Source organism: Nonomuraea sp. NPDC048892 (assembly GCF_040649735.1).
Lineage (GTDB): Bacteria > Actinomycetota > Actinomycetes > Streptosporangiales > Streptosporangiaceae > Nonomuraea > Nonomuraea maheshkhaliensis.
In genome coordinates, this window is sequence record NZ_JBEZFZ010000002.1 from 255,434 (window position 1) to 272,834 (window position 17,401).

Here is a 17,401-nt window from a genome sequence, read left to right on the forward strand (position 1 = left end):
GGCCCACAGTGGGCATGACCATGGAGGAACTGGAGGGCTGCATGAACGAGATCTCCCCGGCACGGTTCTACCGGGACAACGGTTACGCGCTGGTCAGCGGCCTGATCAGCGCCGACGAGGCACGGGCGTACCGCGAGGAGTGCCACGCGCTGCTGGCGCGGCTGCGCCCCTCCGACCCCACCTGGGGCAGCGCGCGGCGGATCGCCGGAGGCGGCGCCACCGAGCTGCGCCACTGCCACGACGCCCAGTTCTACTCGGCCGCGTTCGCCCGGCTCATCGTCGACCCCCGCTTCACCGACGTGGCGGCGGAGCTGATGGGCTCGGGCAACGTCCAGCTCCACCACACCAAGATCTTCGTCAAGCCGGCGGAGAAGGGCTCGCCGTTCCCGATGCACCAGGACGCCGCCCACTTCCCGCACACCAAGCACACGGTCGGCGCGGCCATCTTCCACTTCGACGACGCGCCCGAGGAGAAGGGCTGCGTACGCGTCGTGCCGGGCAGCCACCGGCAGGGCCCGCTGCCGCACGTCGAGGAGGGCGGCTGGCACCTGCCGCCGTCGAGCTGGCCGCTGGAGGAGGCGGTGCCGGTCGAGGCGCGGGCGGGTGACGTGCTGTTCCTCAACTATCTGACCGTGCACGGGTCCGGGGTGAACCGGTCCGACGAGGCCCGTACGACGCTGCTGGTGCAGTTCCGCGACCCCGAGGACCTGCCGGCCGACGACGTGCACCGCTCACGCGGGCAGGGGATGATGCTGCGCGGCGTCGACCCGCTGGCCGGCCGCTGACCGCCGCACCCGCTTGACCACCCGCGCCCGCCCGGCCACCTACGCCGGCCTGGCCAGACGGGATCGTGATGCTTCCGTTACCCGGCGCCGCGTATCGCCGCCGCCGATCCGCTCTCGTAGCCACAGAGGGAAGAACGGAGGCGGTGCAATTGACCATCGACTACATCCCCGAGCCGACCGGGCGCGGTGGAGGTGAGCCCTTCGGGCCGTCCTGGCAGGGGGTCACCCTTCCCCGCGAGATCCTCGACCGGCACGGCGCCAAGGTCCTCGATCCGTGGGCCGTCGGCCTGGACCCGGGCGAGACCCGTCCCGACTCCACCGTCTACCGCGCGGACGTGCTGCTGGTCCCCGGCCAGGTGCTGCGCGCCCGCGAGGCCACCGACTGGATCGACGCGGCGCTGTACGACGTCGGCCTGAGGCTGTCGCAGGCCAGCATCGACCGCGCCCGCGACCGCGAGCTCGGCGCCGAGACCGTCTGGATGCCCGCCGTCCTGGAGATCGCCCCGGAACGCCGGGACGTGCGGGCGGACGCCTGGCCCGCGCTCCGCGCCCTGCGCAGGCGGCTCACCGAGGAGTCCGACACCGCCCAGGCCATCAGGGACGGCGTCGCCCAGATCTCGCTCGACCACCTGTTCGTCGGCTCGGCCACGAGCGGGATCGGCTCGCTCAGCCTCGGCGGCGAGCCCGCCACCAGCGGACACGCCGTCACCGACGAGCCCGGTACCGCCACCCGCCCCGGATACGGCCGCGTCCCCCTGACCGTGGTCGCCGGGCCGCCGCGCCGCCGCACGCTCGAAGAGCTCGGCGGGCCCAGGATCACCGTGGTCATCCTCGACACCGGCGTGGCCGCGCACCCTTGGTTCCTGCCGGTCACCGAGCCCGACGCGTTCCTCACCGTCGACCCGGACGGGCAGCAGCTCATCGAGGACACCCACCCCGCCTACGAGGGCCGCGACATCGCCAGGCTCGTCGGCTACGAGGACCTCGGCCACCTGCCCAACCCGCTGATCGGCACGCTCAACTCGCACACCGGCCACGGCCTCATGCTGGCCGGCCTGATCGCCCAGATCGCGCCGGACGCCCGCGTCCTTTCGTACAAGGTCATGCACAGCGACGGCGTGGTGCCGGAGGAGGCCGTGCACGCGGCGCTCGACCGCCTGCTCGCGCTGATGGACGCCGGGCGCAACATCGATGTGCTGTGCTGCTCCTTCGGCGGCTTCGCCGAGACCGGCGACGCGGCGATGCAGGCGCTGTTCGACAAGGTCAACCAGCTCCGGGCGCGTGGCGTCATCGTGGTCAACGCCGCCGGCAACTACGCCACGAGCCGGCCCTTCTACCTCGCCGCCCTCTCCGAGACGGCCGTGCCGGGCCCGCCGGTCGCGCCCATGCTCGGCGTGGCCGCCAAGAACCCCGACGGCACGATCGCCATCTTCAGCAACGAGCATCCCGCCGTACGCTGGCGCGCCCCCGGCGCGATGGTCGTCAGCACCTTCCCGCCCCAGTTCAGCGGCGCCCAGAGCGCGCTGCTCGCCACGGGGGAGCGGGCCTCGCTCGACTGCGACGCCATGGGGCCGTTCTGCGGCTGGAGCGGCACCTCCTTCGCCGCCCCGATCGTCGCGGGCGTCATCGCGGCCGAGCTGACCAGGACCATCGGGCAGGTGGGCGTCGATCCCGTCGAGCGGGCCAGGGCGGTCATCGACCGGATGATCGAGGACAAGGTGGCCCGGCCGGAAGTCGTGCGCATCTGATGGCCGGCGACCCGGTGACAGGCCATGCCCCCACCGCCGGGGCGCCGGCTTCCAGGGCCCCCGTTTCCAGGGACGCAGCCTCGGGAGCTCCGTCCGGCAGGGCCCGTGCTCGCGCCGCCGGGGCCGAGCGCCGCGCCCGGCTCGCGGAGCTGCTGGTGGCGGCCAGGCAGGGCGACCGCGCGGCCCTGGACGCCATCGTCGCCGAGCTCACGCCCGTGCTCTGGCACACCGCGCGCAACCAGGGCCTGAGCAGCCAGGCCGCCGAGGACGTCGTCCAGACGACCTGGCTGACCCTGCTGCGCCGCCTGGACACCATCGCCGCGCCGGGCGCGCTCATCGAATGGCTGGTCACCACGGCCAGGCGCGAGGCGTGGCGGGTCAGCGCCGCCTCCCGCAAGGACGACCTGCCCGGCGACGACGTGTTCGACGACCTGCCCGACGGCGTGCTGACCCCCGACGAGCTGCTCGTGAACGACGAGCGGCGGCGCGCGCTCTGGCAGGCGGTCGAGAGCCTGCCGAAAAGGTGCGCGGAGCTGCTCAGGATCATCGCCTTCGTGCCGCGCCCGCACTACGACGCGGTGGCCGCCGCGCTGGACATGCCGCTGGGCAGCATCGGGCCCACGCGCGGCCGGTGCTTCGCGAAGCTGCGTCTGGTGCTCGCGAAGGATCCCGATTGGAGTCCCCGATGAACATCACTGAGGGGAGCAGCTCTCCCCATCTCACCCCCGAGGACCAGTTGCTCGCCGAGGAGATCGCGGACGTCTACCACATGATCGATCCCGTCCCCGCGACCCTGGTCGAACGCCTGCGCTTCGCGCTGGCGCTGGAGTCGGCGGACTTCGCCGTTCTGCGGCCGTTCGAGGAGGCCGGGCTGCCGTCGGGCGTGCGCGGCGGCGAGGACAGCCGCACGATCACGTTCGACAGCGAGATCCTCACCATCATGATCAGCGTGAGCGCGCGCGACGATCACGCCGTACGGGTGGACGGCTGGCTGGCGCCGCCCGGCGAGCACCTGGTCGAGCTGCGTACCGGGGGAGGTGCTCAGCACGTGAGGGCGGACGACCAGGGCAGGTTCGTGCTGGACGTGGTGCCGAGGGGATTGTCGCAACTCGTGGTGCGCCAGGGGCTTGATGATCCGGCGCGGGCGACGATACTGGCGGTGACTCCCTCACTCATCCTCTGACCCCCGCGAGGTCCGATTGCGTGACCACGAGCCGGTGACCGAGCTGCGCGAGCGGGTGGAACGCCTGCACAGGCTCAGCGTCGAGGCGACCGACGACGGCCGCCCGGCGCTGGCCGCCCGCAGGCTGCGGCAGGGCCTCCGCCTGCTCGGCTGGACCGCCGCCGCCACGCCGGGCGCGAAGTCCGCTCCCGGCGAGGGGCCCGGTGAGGGGCACGACGGGCTGCTCGCGCGGCTGCTGACCAGCCTCGCTCACGCCGAGGCCGAGCAGGGCCGCACCGGGCTCGGGATGGAGCTGCTCGACGAGGCCCAGCGCCGCGCACCGGCCGGCGAGGAGGCCATCGTGCACGCCCAGCGCGGCCTGCTGCACCTGCGCATGGGCTCCAACGCCGAAGCGCTGCGGGAGCTGGACATCGCCGTCCCCAGGCTGGTCGGCGGCGACCCGGTCGAGCTGGCCAGGGTGCTGCTCAACCGGTCGGTCATCCGCCTCATGACCGGCAGCGTCCGTCAGGCCAGGGACGACGCCCGCAGGAGCGCCCAGCTCGCCCACGCCCACGGCCACCGGGTCATCGCCGCCAAGGCCCTGCACAACGACGGCTACTGCGACCTGCTGCTCGGGGACGTGCCGGCCGCGCTGGGGGTCTTCGCCCGGGTGGAGGAGCTCTATCGCGACCTCAACCCCGGCTTCCTGCCCGTGCTGGCCCTCGACCGGGCCCGGGCGCTGCTGGCCGTGGGCCTGACCGACGAGGCGGGCCGCACGCTCGATCGGGCCGCCGACGGTTTCCGCAGGCAGCGCCTCATGCAGGACTACGCCGAGGCCGAGCTGGCCAGGGCCCAGTGCGCGCTCGACGCGGGCCGCCACGACGAGGCCCGCGACCGGGCCAGGCAGGCGGAGACGCACTTCCGGCGCAGGGGGAGCACGGCGTGGGCGCTGCGCGCGGCGCTCATGCGGCTGCGTTCCGAGCTGGCGCTGGGCAAGGCCCCTGGCTCCGTGGCCCGGCGCGCGGACGACCTCGCGGCGCGCTTCGCGGAGCTGGACATGCGCGACGACGCGGAGATGGCCCGCCTGGTCGCACTCCGGGCCCAGGTCGCGGCAGGCGCCATGCCCGGCACGACCGCAGGGTCCAGAGGTGGGCCGCTCGACGTGCGGCTCATGCGGCACCTGGCGGAGGCCGAGCTGGCCGGGGCGCAGGGGCGGCGAGGGCCGGCGCTGCGCAAGGTGCGCTCGGGGCTGGCGCTCATCGACTCCCATCGGGGCCGGCTGGGCAGCCTCGACATGCTCACCGGCGTCGCCGCCCTCGGCGCGGACCTGGCCGCCTACGGCCTCAGGGCGGCCCTCGACGGCGGCTCGCCCCGCCAGGTGTTCGTCTGGTCGGAACGGTGCCGGGCGCAGGCGTTCCGCTACCGGCCGCCGCGCGCCGCGCAGGACCCCCGGACCGCCGAGGCGCTGGCCGAGCTGCGGCAACTGGCCCAGCGGATGCACGCCGACGAGGCCGCAGGACGCCGCCGCCCGGCGCTGCGCAGGCGCTGCCTGGAGCTGGAGCAGGTGATCAGGGAACGCGGCTGGCAGCTGCCCGGCGTCGGCGAGCGGCTGGCCCACGCCCCGGCCCCCGAGGTGGAGTCGGCGCTGGCCGAGGACGATCTCGCCATGGTGAGCCTGCTGAACGTGGACGGCACGCTACTGGCGCTCGTCCTCGTCCGCGGGCGGTGCCACCTGCACCGGCTGAGCGCGTACGAACCGGTCGCGGAGGCCGCCAGACGGCTGGCCGGAGACCTCAACGCCCAGGCGGGACGCGCCCTGCGGCCCGCGCTGAAGGAGGTCATCGAGGCGTCCGTCCGGCGCCAGCTCGGCGTCATCGCCGGCGCGCTGGAGGCGCCCCTGCGGCAGGCGCTCTCCGGGGCCAGGGGGATCGTGCTCGTCCCGACCATGGGCCTGTCGGCCGTGCCCTGGGGCCTGCTGCCCGGCCTGAACGGCATGCCGCTGGTGGTGGCCCCGTCCGCGCTGGTCTGGCTGGCGGCCAGGCGCGCCGGCGACCCGTACGACGGCGGCCCTCCCGTCCTGGTCGCCGGGCCCGACCTGGAGCACGCCGAGCGGGAGGTCGAACGGCTCGGCGCCGTGCATCCCAAGGCCTTGCGGCTGAGCGGCGAGCAGGCCACCGTGCCGGCCACGCTCGCGGCGCTCGACGGCGCGCCGTTCGCCCACTTCGCCGTGCACGGGCACCACGAGCGCGAGAACGTGCTCTTCTCCCGCCTCGACCTGGCCGACGGCCCGCTGATGGCCCACGACCTGCAGAGCCTGCACCGGGCGCCGGGACACGTGGTCCTGTCGGCCTGCGACGTGGGACAGGCCGTGGTCAGGCCAGGCGACGAGCTGCTCGGCTTCACCGCCGCGCTGCTCCACCTCGGCGCCTCCACCGTCGTCTCCAGTCTCACCCGCGTGCCCGACCAGGTGGCCGAGCGGGTCATGCTGGCCTACCACCAGGGCGTGGCCGACGGCGCGCGCCCCGCCGACGCGCTCGCCACCGCCTCGGCCGCCGAACCCGCCTCCACCTTCGTCTGCTTCGGCGCCGGCTGAGCTCTCCGGGCCGGCCTCCGGCGGTTCAGGCCGGCTGAGCTCTCCCGGCCGCCCCCGGCCCTTCAGGCGGTAACGCGGCGGCCGTGCCCGGGTATGAAGAGGGTGGCGATTCCCGTCGTCTCCCGGATGCGGAGCGAGGTTAGATGAAGGAAACGACCTCCATCAGGTCCTCGGTCATGGTGGCGTTCGGGGTGCTGGCGGTGCTGTCGCTTGTCCTGGGTTACGCGGGGCTGCGCGTCTACCTCGCGGACGAGCCTCAGGTCTCCTTCCTCGACCTGGTCTACTACGACCTGCAGCTCTTCGTCATCGACAGCACGCCGCTCGGCGAGGGCGGCCCGCTGCCGTGGCCGCTGGAGATCGCCAGGTTCACCGCTCCCGCGGTCACCGTCTACGCGCTGATCGAGACCGTACGGCTGCTGCTGAGCAGCGAGTTCCGCCGGCTCAGGGCACGGGAGTCGAGCCGGCACGCGATCGTCTGCGGCACGGGGGCGCTGGGCCAGGCCGTGACCCAGCGGCTGCGCGAGGAGGGCCGCAAGGTCGTCGTCATCGGCTCCGCGGGCGGTGACCTTCCGCGCGCCCCCGGCGTCCTGCACGTCACCGGGGACGCCACCGACCCGCTCGTGCTGCGGGCGGCCGGCGCCGGGCGGGCCAGGACCGTCTACGCCTGCGAGGACGACGCCACCGTCAACGTGGCCATCGCCGCCACCGTACACGGCATGGACCCGGCCGCGCCGGTGGCGGCGTACGCGCACGTCCCCGACCCCGGGCTGTGCGCCGCGCTGCGGGCCCGCAGGCTGGGCGTGGGCGAGCCGCGCGACCACCGGCTCGACTTCTTCAACCTCGACGAGCTGGCCGTCCGTGTGCTGCTGGCGCGCGATCCGGTCGACCAGCCCAGGCCGGTGCTGCTGCTGGGGCTCAAGACGTTCGGCGCCGCGCTGCTCGTCGAGCTGGCCAGGCGGTGGCGGCTGCTCGCGCCGCCGCCCGGCACCCGGCTCCCCGTACGGGTGATCGCGCCGGAGGCGGAGTCCGAAGTGGCGGTGCTGTGCCGCACGTACCCGTTCGTGGCCGAGAACTGCGCGCTGACCTGCGAGAACGGCGGCGTGGACGACCTGCGGGAGCTGCTCGAAGCGGGCAAGGAGGACCCCCAGCGGGTGTACGTGTGCTACGCCGACGAACACCTGGCCCTGACCGCCACGCTGACCGTCGCCCCGCTGTGGACGGGCGCGCCTGTGGTCGTGCGGGTGAGCCGGCGGCGGATGTTCGGCGAGGTGTTCCGCGACGGCCGGTTGATGGAGGACCTGGCCGGGTCCCTCCAGATCTTCGCCGTCACCGAGGAGGCGGGGAAGCCCGATTTGATCGACGAGGACGTGATCGAGCGCATCGCGCGGGCGATCCACGACAGGTACGTGCTCGCGTGCGTCCAGCGGGGTGACACGCCCGGCGGGAACGCCTCCATGGTCCCGTACGAGGAGCTCAGCGAGGCCAAGAAGGGCCAGAACCGCGACCAGGCCGCCCACATCGGGGCCAAGCTGGCGGCCGTCGGCTGCGTGCCGGCGCCGAGCACCGCGGCGCCGCACACGTTCGCGTTCACCGGGGAGGAGGTGGAGCGGCTGGCCAGGATGGAGCACACGCGCTGGATGCGATACCTCACCGACAGGGGGTGGGCACACGGAGCCGAGCGCGACTACGGCGGGCGGCGGCATCCCGACCTGCTGGACTGGGAGTATCTGTCCGAGCAGGCCCGCGACAAGGACAGGGAGGCCGTCGCGCAACTGCCCGACATCCTCCAGGACGCCGGCTTCCGTATCGTCAGACTGCCCGCGACCACCGGCCCCTGACCGGGCGGCGGGCGGTCAGGAGGGCAGCAGGCGGCGCTGTTCCTCATCCACGACCTGGCGTGCCAGCGACTGCTCCGACACGTCCACCGCGTCACCCGACGACTCGGCCAGGTCGCTGCGCCTGGCGTAGGCGTCGAACAGCTTCGACTTGCGCCGCAGGATGTCCAGCATGCGCTGGTCGACCGAGTCCACGCTGAGCAGCCGGTGCACCTGCACCCGGCGTACCTGCCCCATCCGGTGCGCCCGGCCCGCCGCCTGCGTCTCCATGCTGGGCTTGACCTGCGGCTCGCACAGGATCACGACCGACGCCGCCTGGAGGTTGAGCCCCACCCCGCCCGCCTGCACCTGGCTGAGCAGCACCGCGTGCCCGGCGGCGGCCGAGAAGTCGTCCACCACCTGCTGGCGCCGCTCCGCCGCCATGCCACCGGACAGCGGCCCGTGCGCCCGCCCGTCCAGCGCGTCGCCCACGGCCGCCAGCACCGCCTTGAAGTAGGAGAACACGACCACCTTCAGCCCGTTGGCCTCGGCGTCCTCGACCAGTTCGAGCAGGCGCTTGAGCTTGGCGGAGGTGGCCGGCTCGGCGTACGCGGCGCGCCGCATGGCCATGAAGTTGCCCTCGGCCACCGCCCGCCGGTAGGCCTCGAAGTCGGCGCCGCTGAACTCCACCCACTCGTCGGCCTCCACCCGCTCGGGCAGCTCCGACAGCACGTCCTGCTGGTTGCGCCGCAGGTAGACGGGCGCGACCGCCTTGCGGAACGCCTGCGCACCCGCCACCACGTCACTGCTGCGCAGCCCCGCCGCCAGCTCGGGCCGCAGGTAGCCGATCAGCGTCCTGAACTCCTCGACCCGGTTCTCCATCGGCGTCCCGGTCAGGAACAGCACCCGCCGCGCCCGCCCGCACCACGCGGCGACCGCCCGCGAGCGCCTGGTCTCCGGATTCTTGACGTAGTGCGCCTCGTCCACGACCAGCATGCCCACCTCGGGCACGCCCGTCGTGCCGGGCTCCAGGCGGTGCAGGCTGTCCAAGGTGACCACGGCCACGCCGCCGGCGCGGGTCCACTCCCGCAGGGCGGCGAGCCGGTCGGGCCCGTGCAGCGGGTACGCGCCCAGCGTGCTGCGCGTCTCGATCTCGCGTACCCAGTTGATCAGTACGCTCGCCGGGCAGGCCACCAGGAAGTGCGTCTCCCCGCCCGCCCGCAGGTGCGCCAGCGCCGCGATGGCCTCGATCGACTTGCCCAGCCCCATCTCGTCGCCGATGATCACCCGCTCCTGCGCGAGCGCGAACCGTGCCCCGAACGCCTGGTAGCCGCGCAGCGACACGCGCCGGTGGGCGTCGTCGAGCGGTTGCGCCGCGACCTTGGCGGCCAGGTCGTCGGGCAGCAGCCCCTGCTCACGCCCGAGCGGCTCCCCGGCCATCTCCGCCAGTAAGCCGAAATATTCCGGCGAACGGGATTCGAAGTCCGCCCACGCCTCGAAGTCCCGCGCCGCCGGTCGCAGCAGGTCGGTGGTGACCTGCGTGAGCAGCAGCCGCTCCCCGAACCCGGCCAGCAGCTCCTCGATCGCCGCCACCGCCGCGCGCGCCCGCCGGCGCCGCCGGGGGAGGGTGAGCGCCATCCGCAGCCGGCTGCGCGCCGGGCGCGCCTCGGCCAGCAGCGGCTCCAGCCGCCCGGCCACGTCGCGGGCGGCGCCGAGGGCGCGCGGCAGGTCGGGGCCCACGTTCACCAGGCGGTGCAGGGCGATCACCAGCTCGGTGGTGTGGTGGTCGGGCTGGTCCACGTCGAGCCGCAGGCCGGCGGCCTCGGCGGCGGCCTGCTCGATCTGCCGGGCGGCCGCGTGGATCTGCCCCGCCGTGCGCGCGCCGATCCCCGGCAGCAGCTGCAGCTGGTACGGCGTCGTCTCCAGCACCTGCCGCACCGTCGTGTATCCGGCCTTCTCCAGCGTGCCGACGCGCAGCCGCCCGTCGGTCACGTCCTTCAGCCGGGAGACGGGCACGGCCTCCAGCCCGGCCCTGGCCAGGTCGCGGCGCAGTGCGTCGAGCGCGTGCGCGGCCTGCGCGCGCACCGAGCCGTGCTCGTCGAGCAGCGCGCGTGCGTCGGCCAGCAGCCGGTCCGCGTCATGGAAGTCCACCGGATCAAGCATGCCCCAGCCGGGCCGCCGCACGAAATCCCCAGCGGTACGGCCTCCGCCTCGCCGGCCTGCCCTGACGGCCCCGATCCGGCAGCCCCGATCCGGCGGCCCGGCCCCATCGTCGGGTCCCGCTGCCGGGTCCCGCTGCCGGGTCCCGCTGCCGGGCCCCGCAGTCGGGTGACGCGGTCGGGTGACGCGGTCAGGTGACGCGGTCAGGTGACGTGCACGCCGATGAGGCAGGTGTCGTCGTCGGTGTCGGAGTTGCAGTGGGTGAGCAGGTCGTCGAGGCGGTGGTCGAGGGTGGCCGCCGGCCGTCTGGCGATGGCCAGCAGCCGGTCCTGGGCGTGCCGCAGGTTGTGGTCGCGTCGCTCGATCAGCCCGTCGGTGTACATGAGCAGCGTGTCGCCGGCCCGCAGCCGTACCAGCCCCTCCTCGTACCTGGCGTCGGTGAACGCCCCCAGCAGCGGCCCCTTGACCTGCGCCAGCTCCGTCCCGTCGCCCTCGCGCAGCAGGATGGGCGGAAGGTGGCCTGCCCTGGCCCAGCGCAGGGTCCTGGTCGGCGGGTCGTACAGGCCGCAGACGGCGGTGGCGGTCATGCGGTCGGCGAGGTGGTGGGCGACCTGGTTGAGCCAGGACAGGAGCTGGGCCGGGCCCGCCCCGGTGGCGGCCAGGCCGCGCAGCGCGTTGCGCAGGATCACCATGCCCGTGGCCCCCTCCACGCCGTGCCCGGCCACGTCGCCCACCGACAGCAGCACCTGCCGCGAGGGGAGCGCGACCGCGTCGTACCAGTCGCCGCCGACCAGGTGCTCCTTCTGCGCGGGCCGGTAGCGGACGGCGATGCGCAGCCCGAGCGAGTCGATCCGGCCGTGCGAGGGCGGCATGATGGCCTGCTGCAGCTGCAGGGCCAGGCGGTCGCGCGCGGCCGACTGCTCCTCGGTGTGGGCGAGCTGGTCGCGGGTGACGGCAAGCGCGACCTCCGTCCAGTGCTGAGAGGAGATGTCCTGGTACGCCCCCCTGACCGCCATCAGCCGCCCGTCGGGCCCGAAGACCGGCTCGGCCACCACCCGCATGTGGCGGTCCACCCCGTCGGCGCGCTGGAGCCGGAACGCCGTGGCCGAGAAGCGCCGGTGGTGCAGCACCGTGCGCAGGAAGCGGCCCAGGGCCACCTCGTCGTCGGGGTGGGCGTGGTCGCGCAGGCGTTCCAGGGGGATCGGCGGGTCGCCGGGCGTGAGGCCGTACAGGGAGTAGAGCTGGGCGTTCCAGGTGATCTGTCCGGTGAGCGCGTTCTCCTCGAAGCCCCCGATGCGGCCCAGCCGCTGCGCGTGCTCCAGCAGCCCCGCCAGCCGGGCGTCCTCGTCGTGCTCGCGCCACACCAGCAGCAGGCTGTCGCCGTGGCGGGTGATGCTGACGTCGGCCACGCCGGTCGTGGTCAGGCCGAACGGCATGCGTTCCGCGCGGAAGGGCCGGCCGGTGGCGTGGACGTGCTCCAGCCGCGCGAACAGGTCCTCGGCGGCCACGGGGCAGACCTCCAGCAGCAGCGAGCCGGGCACCAGCGGGTACGCCTCCAGCAGGAGCCCGTCACCGGCGGTGATCCGCTCGTTGACGTGCCGGACGCGGAAGTCGGCCGGCTCGCCGTCCGCGCCCAGGTGCGCCCGCAGCACCACCGCCGGATCGGGCAGCGTGTCGGCCAGGTCCACGATCTCCGTCCTGGCGGGCGTGGCGGGCGCGAGAGTCGCGAACGGCGCGTCCAGCGTGTGCGCGCACAGCTCGGCCAGCGCCTCGATCTGCCGCTCGATCCTGGGCGGACGCGGCGGCAGCGCGCGCGGCCAGCAGATCTCCAGCACGCCGAGCTGCCGCCCGGCCGAGGTCATGGGCACGGTGACCCGGCCGCCGGCGGAGGTGGGGCGGCCGATGGCGGGCAGGCTGGAGTCGGGATGCCAGATCATGCGCCGCTCGGTCAGCGACCGCCCGGCCGGGGTGAGCACGCCGGGCGGCACGTGCCGCCAGCGCCGTGCCTCCTCGGTGCCGAAGCCCGCGTAGCCGGCCAGGGTGAGGGCGCCGCCGGGCTCGGCCGCCCACACCGCCACCGCCGTGGCCCCCAGCGGGGCGAGCGCGTGCTCCAGGAGTCCCGCGGCGGCCGCCTGGGTGTCGGGGGCCCCGAGTGCCGCACTCTCGGCCACGCGCAGCCGTACCGCGGCCTCGGGATCGGCCTCGCCGGCCGCGCCGATGCGGTCGCCGGCCACCGCGCGCAGCACGTCGGCGGCGACCTCCAGCCGGGAGACGCCCGCCTTGGCGGCGAGCGTGGCCAGTTGCTCGGCCGCCTGCGCGGGCCCGCATCCGAGCCGCTCGATCAGGACGCCCTTGGCCAGCTCGATCAGGGCGCGGTCGTCGGCCTCGCGCCGGGTGCGCTCGGCCTCGCGGCGCAGCCGTTCGACGGTCGCCGCCAGCCGGTCCAGGCCGGGTTCGGCCCGCGAGGGGTGGGAGTGGCCCGTCATCGGGACGGGTCCATCCAGTGCTGGATGCGCTCGATGAGATGGTCGGCGTCGACCGGTTTGGTGACGTAGTCGCTGGCCCCCGCCGCCAGGCTCTTCTCCTGGTCGCCCGGCATCGCCTTGGCGGTGACCGCGATGATGGGCAGGTCGGCGTATTGCGGCATGGCTCTGATCGTCTCGGTGGCCGTGTAGCCGTCCATCTCCGGCATCATGACGTCCATCAGGATCAGGTCGGTCTCCTCGTGGGCGGTCAGCGTGTCGATGCCCTTGCGGCCGTTCTCGGCGTGCAGCACGTTGATGCCGTGGATCTCCAGCATGCTGGTGAGGGCGTAGAGGTTGCGGGCGTCGTCGTCCACGACCAGGACCGTGCGGCCGGCCAGGGTGTTGTCGATCTCCCGGCCCTCCGCCGCGGTCACGGCGCCGCTCCTGACCAGGGGCAGCACGTCGCCGGGCTGGTTGGCGGTCAGGTGCAGGGCGATGCGCTCGCGCAGCTCGTCGAGGCTGGACAGCAGTTCGAGCGGCTGGTTGGCCAGGCTCACCTCCTGCTGCGGGTGGGAGCGCCAGTTGTTGTACGCCAGCACGGGCACGCCGTGCAGGCGCGCGTCCCCGTCCATGACCTCCAACAGTCGATATGCCGAGATGTCGGGCATGTCGAGATTGATGACGATGCAGTGGCAGGTCTCGCCGGCCAGCAGCACCCGGCCCGCCTCTTCGGCCCCGGCCGCCGTCACGACCTCCAGCGAGCCGCCGAGATGGTGCGCGCTCGCCAGGTCACCCACGACGCTCTCGGTCACCAGCGACAGCAGCCCGTGCTGTCGCTCCTCGATGACCAGCAGCCGCCGCGCCGCCATCGGCGCACCCTCCGCGAGCTGCGCGCTCTGCCGCTTCTCCGCGGGCACCACGGCCACCTGGGCGTCGAACCCGGGCCGCGCCACCGGCAGATACAGGCTGAACACGCTGCCCTGCCCCGGCGTGCTGTGCACGGTGATGGCCCCGCCCAGCAGGTACGCGATCTCGCGGCAGATCGACAGGCCCAGCCCCGTGCCGCCGTACTTGCGGCTGGTGGTGCCGTCCGCCTGCTGGAACGCCCCGAAGATCACCTCAAGCTGCTGCTCGGGGATGCCCACGCCGGTGTCGATCACCCGCAGCGCGATCGCCGGCCCGTTCGGGCGCACCGACGGCGGCAGCTCACTGGCGGCGGCCGGCTCGATGCGCAGCTCCACGCTGCCCGTCTCGGTGAACTTGACCGCGTTGGAGAGCAGGTTGCGCAGCACCTGGCGCAGCCGCGAGTCGTCGGTGAGCAGCTCGGCGGGCACGTTCGGCGCGGTGGTGACGCGGAAGTCGAGGCTCTTCTGGCCGGTCATCGGCCGGAACGTGGCCTCGACGTAGTCGAGCAGCTGCGGCAGCTGCACCCACTCGGGGTTGATGTCCATCTTGCCCGCCTCGACCTTCGACAGGTCGAGGATGTCGTTGATCAGCTGCAGCAGGTCGGAGCCGGCCGAGTGGATGATCCCGGCGTACTCGACCTGCTTGGGCGTCAGGTTGCGGGTGTGGTTCTGCGCCAGCAGCTGAGCCAGGATGAGCAGCGAGTTGAGCGGCGTGCGCAGCTCGTGGCTCATGTTCGCCAGAAACTCGCTCTTGTACGTGGACGCCAGCGACAACTGGTGCGCCCGCTCCTCCAGCTCCTGCCTGGCCTGCTCGATCTCCAGGTTCTTGGTCTCGATGTCCTGGTTCTGGCGGACCAGCAGGGTGGCCTTCTCCTCCAGCTCGGCGTTGGAGCGCTGCAGCTCCTCCTGCTGCTGCTGCAACTCCTCCGAACGGGCCTGCAGCTCCACGGCCAGCCGCTGCGACTCCTTGAGCAGCTCGTCGGTGCGCGCGTTGGCCACGATCGTGTTGAGGTTGACGCCGATCGTCTCCATGAGCTGGTCGAGGAAGGCCCGGTGCACCGGCGTGAACGCCTGCACCGAGGCCAGCTCGATCACACCCAGCACCTGCTCCTCCACCACGATGGGCAGCACGATCACCGATGTCGGCTCCGTCCGGCCGAGCCCGGAGGAGATCGTGATGTAGCCGGGCGGCAGGTCGGTCATCGCGATCGTCCTGCGGCTGCGCGCCGCCTGCCCGACCAGCGCCTCGCCCAGCTTGAACCGGGCCGGGCGATCGGGGGCCACCGGATAGCCGTACGCGCTGATGAGCTGCAGCTCGCTCTCCTCGGCCAGGAAGAACGCGCCGTACTGGGCCGCGACCAGCGGCGCCAGCTCGTTCATCACCAGCTCGGCCACGGCGGCCAGATCGCGGTGGCCCTGCATCAGCCCGGACATGCGGGCCAGGTTGGACTTGAGCCAGTCCTGCTGCTCGTTGGCGCTGGTCGTCTCGCGCAGGGACTTCACCATCGAGTTGATGTTGTCCTTCAGGTCCGCCAGCTCGCCCTCGGCGTCCACGGTGATGGACCTGGTCATGTCGCCGGAGGTGACGGCGCTGGTCACCTCGGCGATGGCGCGGACTTGGCGGGTCAGGTTGCCCGCCAGCTCGTTGACGTTCTCCGTCAGCCGCTTCCACGTGCCGGACACGCCCTCGACCTCGGCCTGGCCGCCGAGCCTGCCCTCGCTGCCGACCTCCCGGGCCACCCTGGTGACCTCGGCGGCGAACGACGACAGCTGGTCGACCATCGTGTTGATCGTGGTCTTGAGTTCGAGGATCTCGCCGCGGGCGTCCACGTCGATCTTGCGGGTCAGGTCGCCCCTGGCCACGGCCGTGGTGACCTGGGCGATGCTGCGGACCTGGTTGGTCAGGTTGTCGGCCATCGAGTTGACGTTGTCGGTGAGGTTCTTCCACGTGCCGGCCACGTTGGGGACCCGCGCCTGCCCGCCGAGCTGCCCCTCGGTGCCGACCTCCCGGGCCACCCTGGTCACCTCGTCGGCGAACGCGCCCAGCGTGTCGACCATGGTGTTGATCGTCTGGGCGAGTGCCGCGACCTCGCCCTTCGCCTCGACCGTGATCTTCTGCGACAGGTCGCCGCGGGCCACGGCGGTGGCCACCTGGGCGATGCTGCGTACCTGGTTGGTCAGGTTTGAGGCCATGACGTTGACGTTCTCCGTCAGGTCCTTCCACGTGCCGGACACGCCCCTGACCGTGGCCTGGCCGCCCAGGTTGCCCTCGGTGCCGACCTCGCGGGCGACCCTGGTGACCTCGTCGGCGAACGACGAGAGCTGGTCCACCATCGTGTTCAGGGTGTTCTTCAGCTCCAGGATCTCGCCCCGCGCCGACACCGTGATGCGCTGCGACAGGTCGCCGCGCGCGACGGCGGTGGCCACCTGCGAGATGTTGCGCACCTGGTCGGTGAGGTTGCCGGCCATGAAGTTCACCGAGTCGGTCAGCGCCCGCCAGGTGCCGGCCACGCCCTTGACGTCGGCCTGGCCGCCTAATTGGCCCTCGGTGCCGACCTCGCGGGCCACCCTGGTGACCTCGTCGGCGAACGACGAGAGCTGGTCCACCATCGTGTTGACGGTGTTCTTCAGCTCCAGGATCTCGCCGCGCGCGTGCACGGTGATCTTCTGCGACAGGTCGCCCTTGGCCACCGCCGTGGTGACCTGGGCGATGCTGCGTACCTGGTCGGTGAGGTTGCCCGCCATGGCGTTGACGGACTCGGTGAGGTCCTTCCACGTGCCGGACACCGCCGGCACGTCGGCCTGCCCGCCGAGCCGCCCGTCCGTGCCGACCTCCCGCGCCACCCTCGTCACCTCGGAGGTGAACAGCGAGAGCTGGTCGACCATGCCGTTGAACACCGAGGCGATCTCGCCGAGCAGCCCGTCGGCGTCGTCGGGCAGCCTGGTACGGAAGTCGCCGTCCCTGACGGCGGTCAGCCCGGCCAGCAGCCGGCGCAGCTCCTGCTCCTCGCCGGCCTCGCCTGAGCCTCTGGGGCGCTTGACCCGTGCCGCCGAACGGGACGAGCCGACGCTGGGATCGCTCATCGCATCTCCTTGAGCAACGCGGAAAGGTGCTGCGGGACGGAACGTCTGCGCGATGCGTAAGACCTCAAGAGGAATCCTCCTCGGCGGGCGATCGGCGATGAAGCAGAGCGCCTCTCCCCGGAGGGAGAGGATGGATACCGGTCCTGCGTGCCTGAGTTGCTCAGGTAGCGGAGAGAGTAGCCGGACGTGCCCGCCGCGCGCGCTAGCCGCGAGTTGTCATCTATCTATCACAGGACGTGTACGGGTGGTGAGAACACTCTCACCCGCACATCCCGTCGCCGCGGCCAGGCCCTTCAGCCCTGCTCAGAGGGAGGGCTGGGAGGAGCGGGCGGCGGCGGCCACGGCCTGCTCGACCGTGTCGTGCAGCGGCAGGTGCGCCACCACCCCCGTGATCTCGAAGAGCCGGGAGGGCAGCGGCTGCACGCCGGCCAGGTGCACCGCCCCGCCCTGCCTGAGGCAGTCGGTGGCGCACATCAGCAGGACGTGCAGGCCCGAGCTGTCCATGAACGGCACTCCCGACAGGTCGAACACCAGGGTCTCGGCCGGGCTCCGCCTGACCTCGCGCAGATGACCTTCGAGCTGCGCCCGGTTGGTGGCGTCCATCTCGCCGGTCACGGCGATCACGGTCACCTCGGGCAGGTGCTGGTACGCCAGCGTCAGGGACGGCATCGGCGGGGTCACCGCT

General features: G+C 73.1%; 10 protein-coding genes. 6 read left to right on the forward strand and 4 right to left on the reverse strand.

Annotated features, from left to right (window positions below; all coding sequences use genetic code 11):
* Window positions 1-14 precede the first annotated feature (14 nt).
* The 6 genes from AB0C28_RS06680 (at window position 15) to AB0C28_RS06705 (ending at window position 8,126) form a co-directional block, all read left to right on the forward strand.
* Window positions 15-785 (forward strand): phytanoyl-CoA dioxygenase family protein, encoded by a 771-nt coding sequence (locus AB0C28_RS06680; protein WP_357841425.1) that lies wholly within the window; start codon window positions 15-17, stop codon window positions 783-785.
* 149 nt (window positions 786-934) lie between these two features.
* Window positions 935-2,533, forward strand: coding sequence for a S8/S53 family peptidase (locus tag AB0C28_RS06685; RefSeq protein WP_358073291.1), 1,599 nt, complete (start codon window positions 935-937; stop codon window positions 2,531-2,533).
* A complete protein-coding gene (locus AB0C28_RS06690; RefSeq protein ID WP_357841431.1) occupies window positions 2,533-3,222 on the forward strand; it encodes a sigma-70 family RNA polymerase sigma factor in 690 nt (229 codons plus the stop codon). Before AB0C28_RS06685 ends, AB0C28_RS06690 begins: the two co-directional genes overlap by 1 nt.
* Entirely contained in the window at window positions 3,219-3,716 is a 498-nt protein-coding gene (locus AB0C28_RS06695) for a hypothetical protein (protein WP_358073292.1), read from the forward strand. Before AB0C28_RS06690 ends, AB0C28_RS06695 begins: the two co-directional genes overlap by 4 nt.
* Before the next feature lie 16 nt (window positions 3,717-3,732).
* Window positions 3,733-6,288: a CHAT domain-containing protein gene (locus AB0C28_RS06700; protein WP_358073293.1), complete on the forward strand. Its 2,556-nt coding sequence runs from the start codon at window positions 3,733-3,735 to the stop codon at window positions 6,286-6,288.
* A 143-nt stretch (window positions 6,289-6,431) separates the two neighbouring features.
* Entirely contained in the window at window positions 6,432-8,126 is a 1,695-nt protein-coding gene (locus tag AB0C28_RS06705) for an NAD-binding protein (RefSeq protein ID WP_357841440.1), read from the forward strand.
* 15 nt (window positions 8,127-8,141) lie between these two features.
* Here the strand turns inward: AB0C28_RS06705 and AB0C28_RS06710 are convergent, their stop codons facing one another.
* The 4 genes from AB0C28_RS06710 to AB0C28_RS06725 form a co-directional block, all read right to left on the reverse strand.
* Window positions 8,142-10,253, reverse strand: coding sequence for a DEAD/DEAH box helicase (locus AB0C28_RS06710; protein ID WP_358073294.1), 2,112 nt, complete (start codon window positions 10,251-10,253; stop codon window positions 8,142-8,144).
* 212 nt (window positions 10,254-10,465) lie between these two features.
* The gene (locus AB0C28_RS06715) at window positions 10,466-12,748 is read right to left on the reverse strand and encodes a SpoIIE family protein phosphatase (RefSeq protein ID WP_358073295.1); all 2,283 of its coding nucleotides are present in this window, start codon (window positions 12,746-12,748) and stop codon (window positions 10,466-10,468) included.
* Window positions 12,745-16,716 carry a HAMP domain-containing protein gene (locus tag AB0C28_RS06720; RefSeq protein WP_358073296.1) on the reverse strand — a complete coding sequence of 1,324 codons (3,972 nt, stop codon included), beginning with the start codon at window positions 16,714-16,716 and terminating at the stop codon, window positions 12,745-12,747. The genes AB0C28_RS06715 and AB0C28_RS06720 overlap by 4 nt, the downstream gene beginning before the upstream one ends.
* 303 nt (window positions 16,717-17,019) lie before the next feature.
* On the reverse strand, window positions 17,020-17,385 hold the full coding sequence (locus AB0C28_RS06725) for an STAS domain-containing protein (protein WP_357841452.1): 366 nt from the start codon (window positions 17,383-17,385) through the stop codon (window positions 17,020-17,022).
* Window positions 17,386-17,401: the final 16 nt, after the last annotated feature.

Excerpts from the sequence above, each read along its gene's own strand:
- AB0C28_RS06695 (WP_358073292.1), top strand. The coding sequence starts at position 3,219 with ATGAACATCACTGAGGGGAGCAGCTCTCCCCATCTCACCCCCGAGGAC.
- AB0C28_RS06725 (WP_357841452.1), bottom strand. The coding sequence starts at position 17,385 with ATGCCGTCCCTGACGCTGGCGTACCAGCACCTGCCCGAGGTGACCGTG.
- AB0C28_RS06705 (WP_357841440.1), top strand. The coding sequence starts at position 6,432 with ATGAAGGAAACGACCTCCATCAGGTCCTCGGTCATGGTGGCGTTCGGG.
- AB0C28_RS06715 (WP_358073295.1), bottom strand. The coding sequence starts at position 12,748 with ATGACGGGCCACTCCCACCCCTCGCGGGCCGAACCCGGCCTGGACCGG.
- AB0C28_RS06690 (WP_357841431.1), top strand. The coding sequence starts at position 2,533 with ATGGCCGGCGACCCGGTGACAGGCCATGCCCCCACCGCCGGGGCGCCG.
- AB0C28_RS06720 (WP_358073296.1), bottom strand. The coding sequence starts at position 16,716 with ATGAGCGATCCCAGCGTCGGCTCGTCCCGTTCGGCGGCACGGGTCAAG.
- AB0C28_RS06680 (WP_357841425.1), top strand. The coding sequence starts at position 15 with ATGACCATGGAGGAACTGGAGGGCTGCATGAACGAGATCTCCCCGGCA.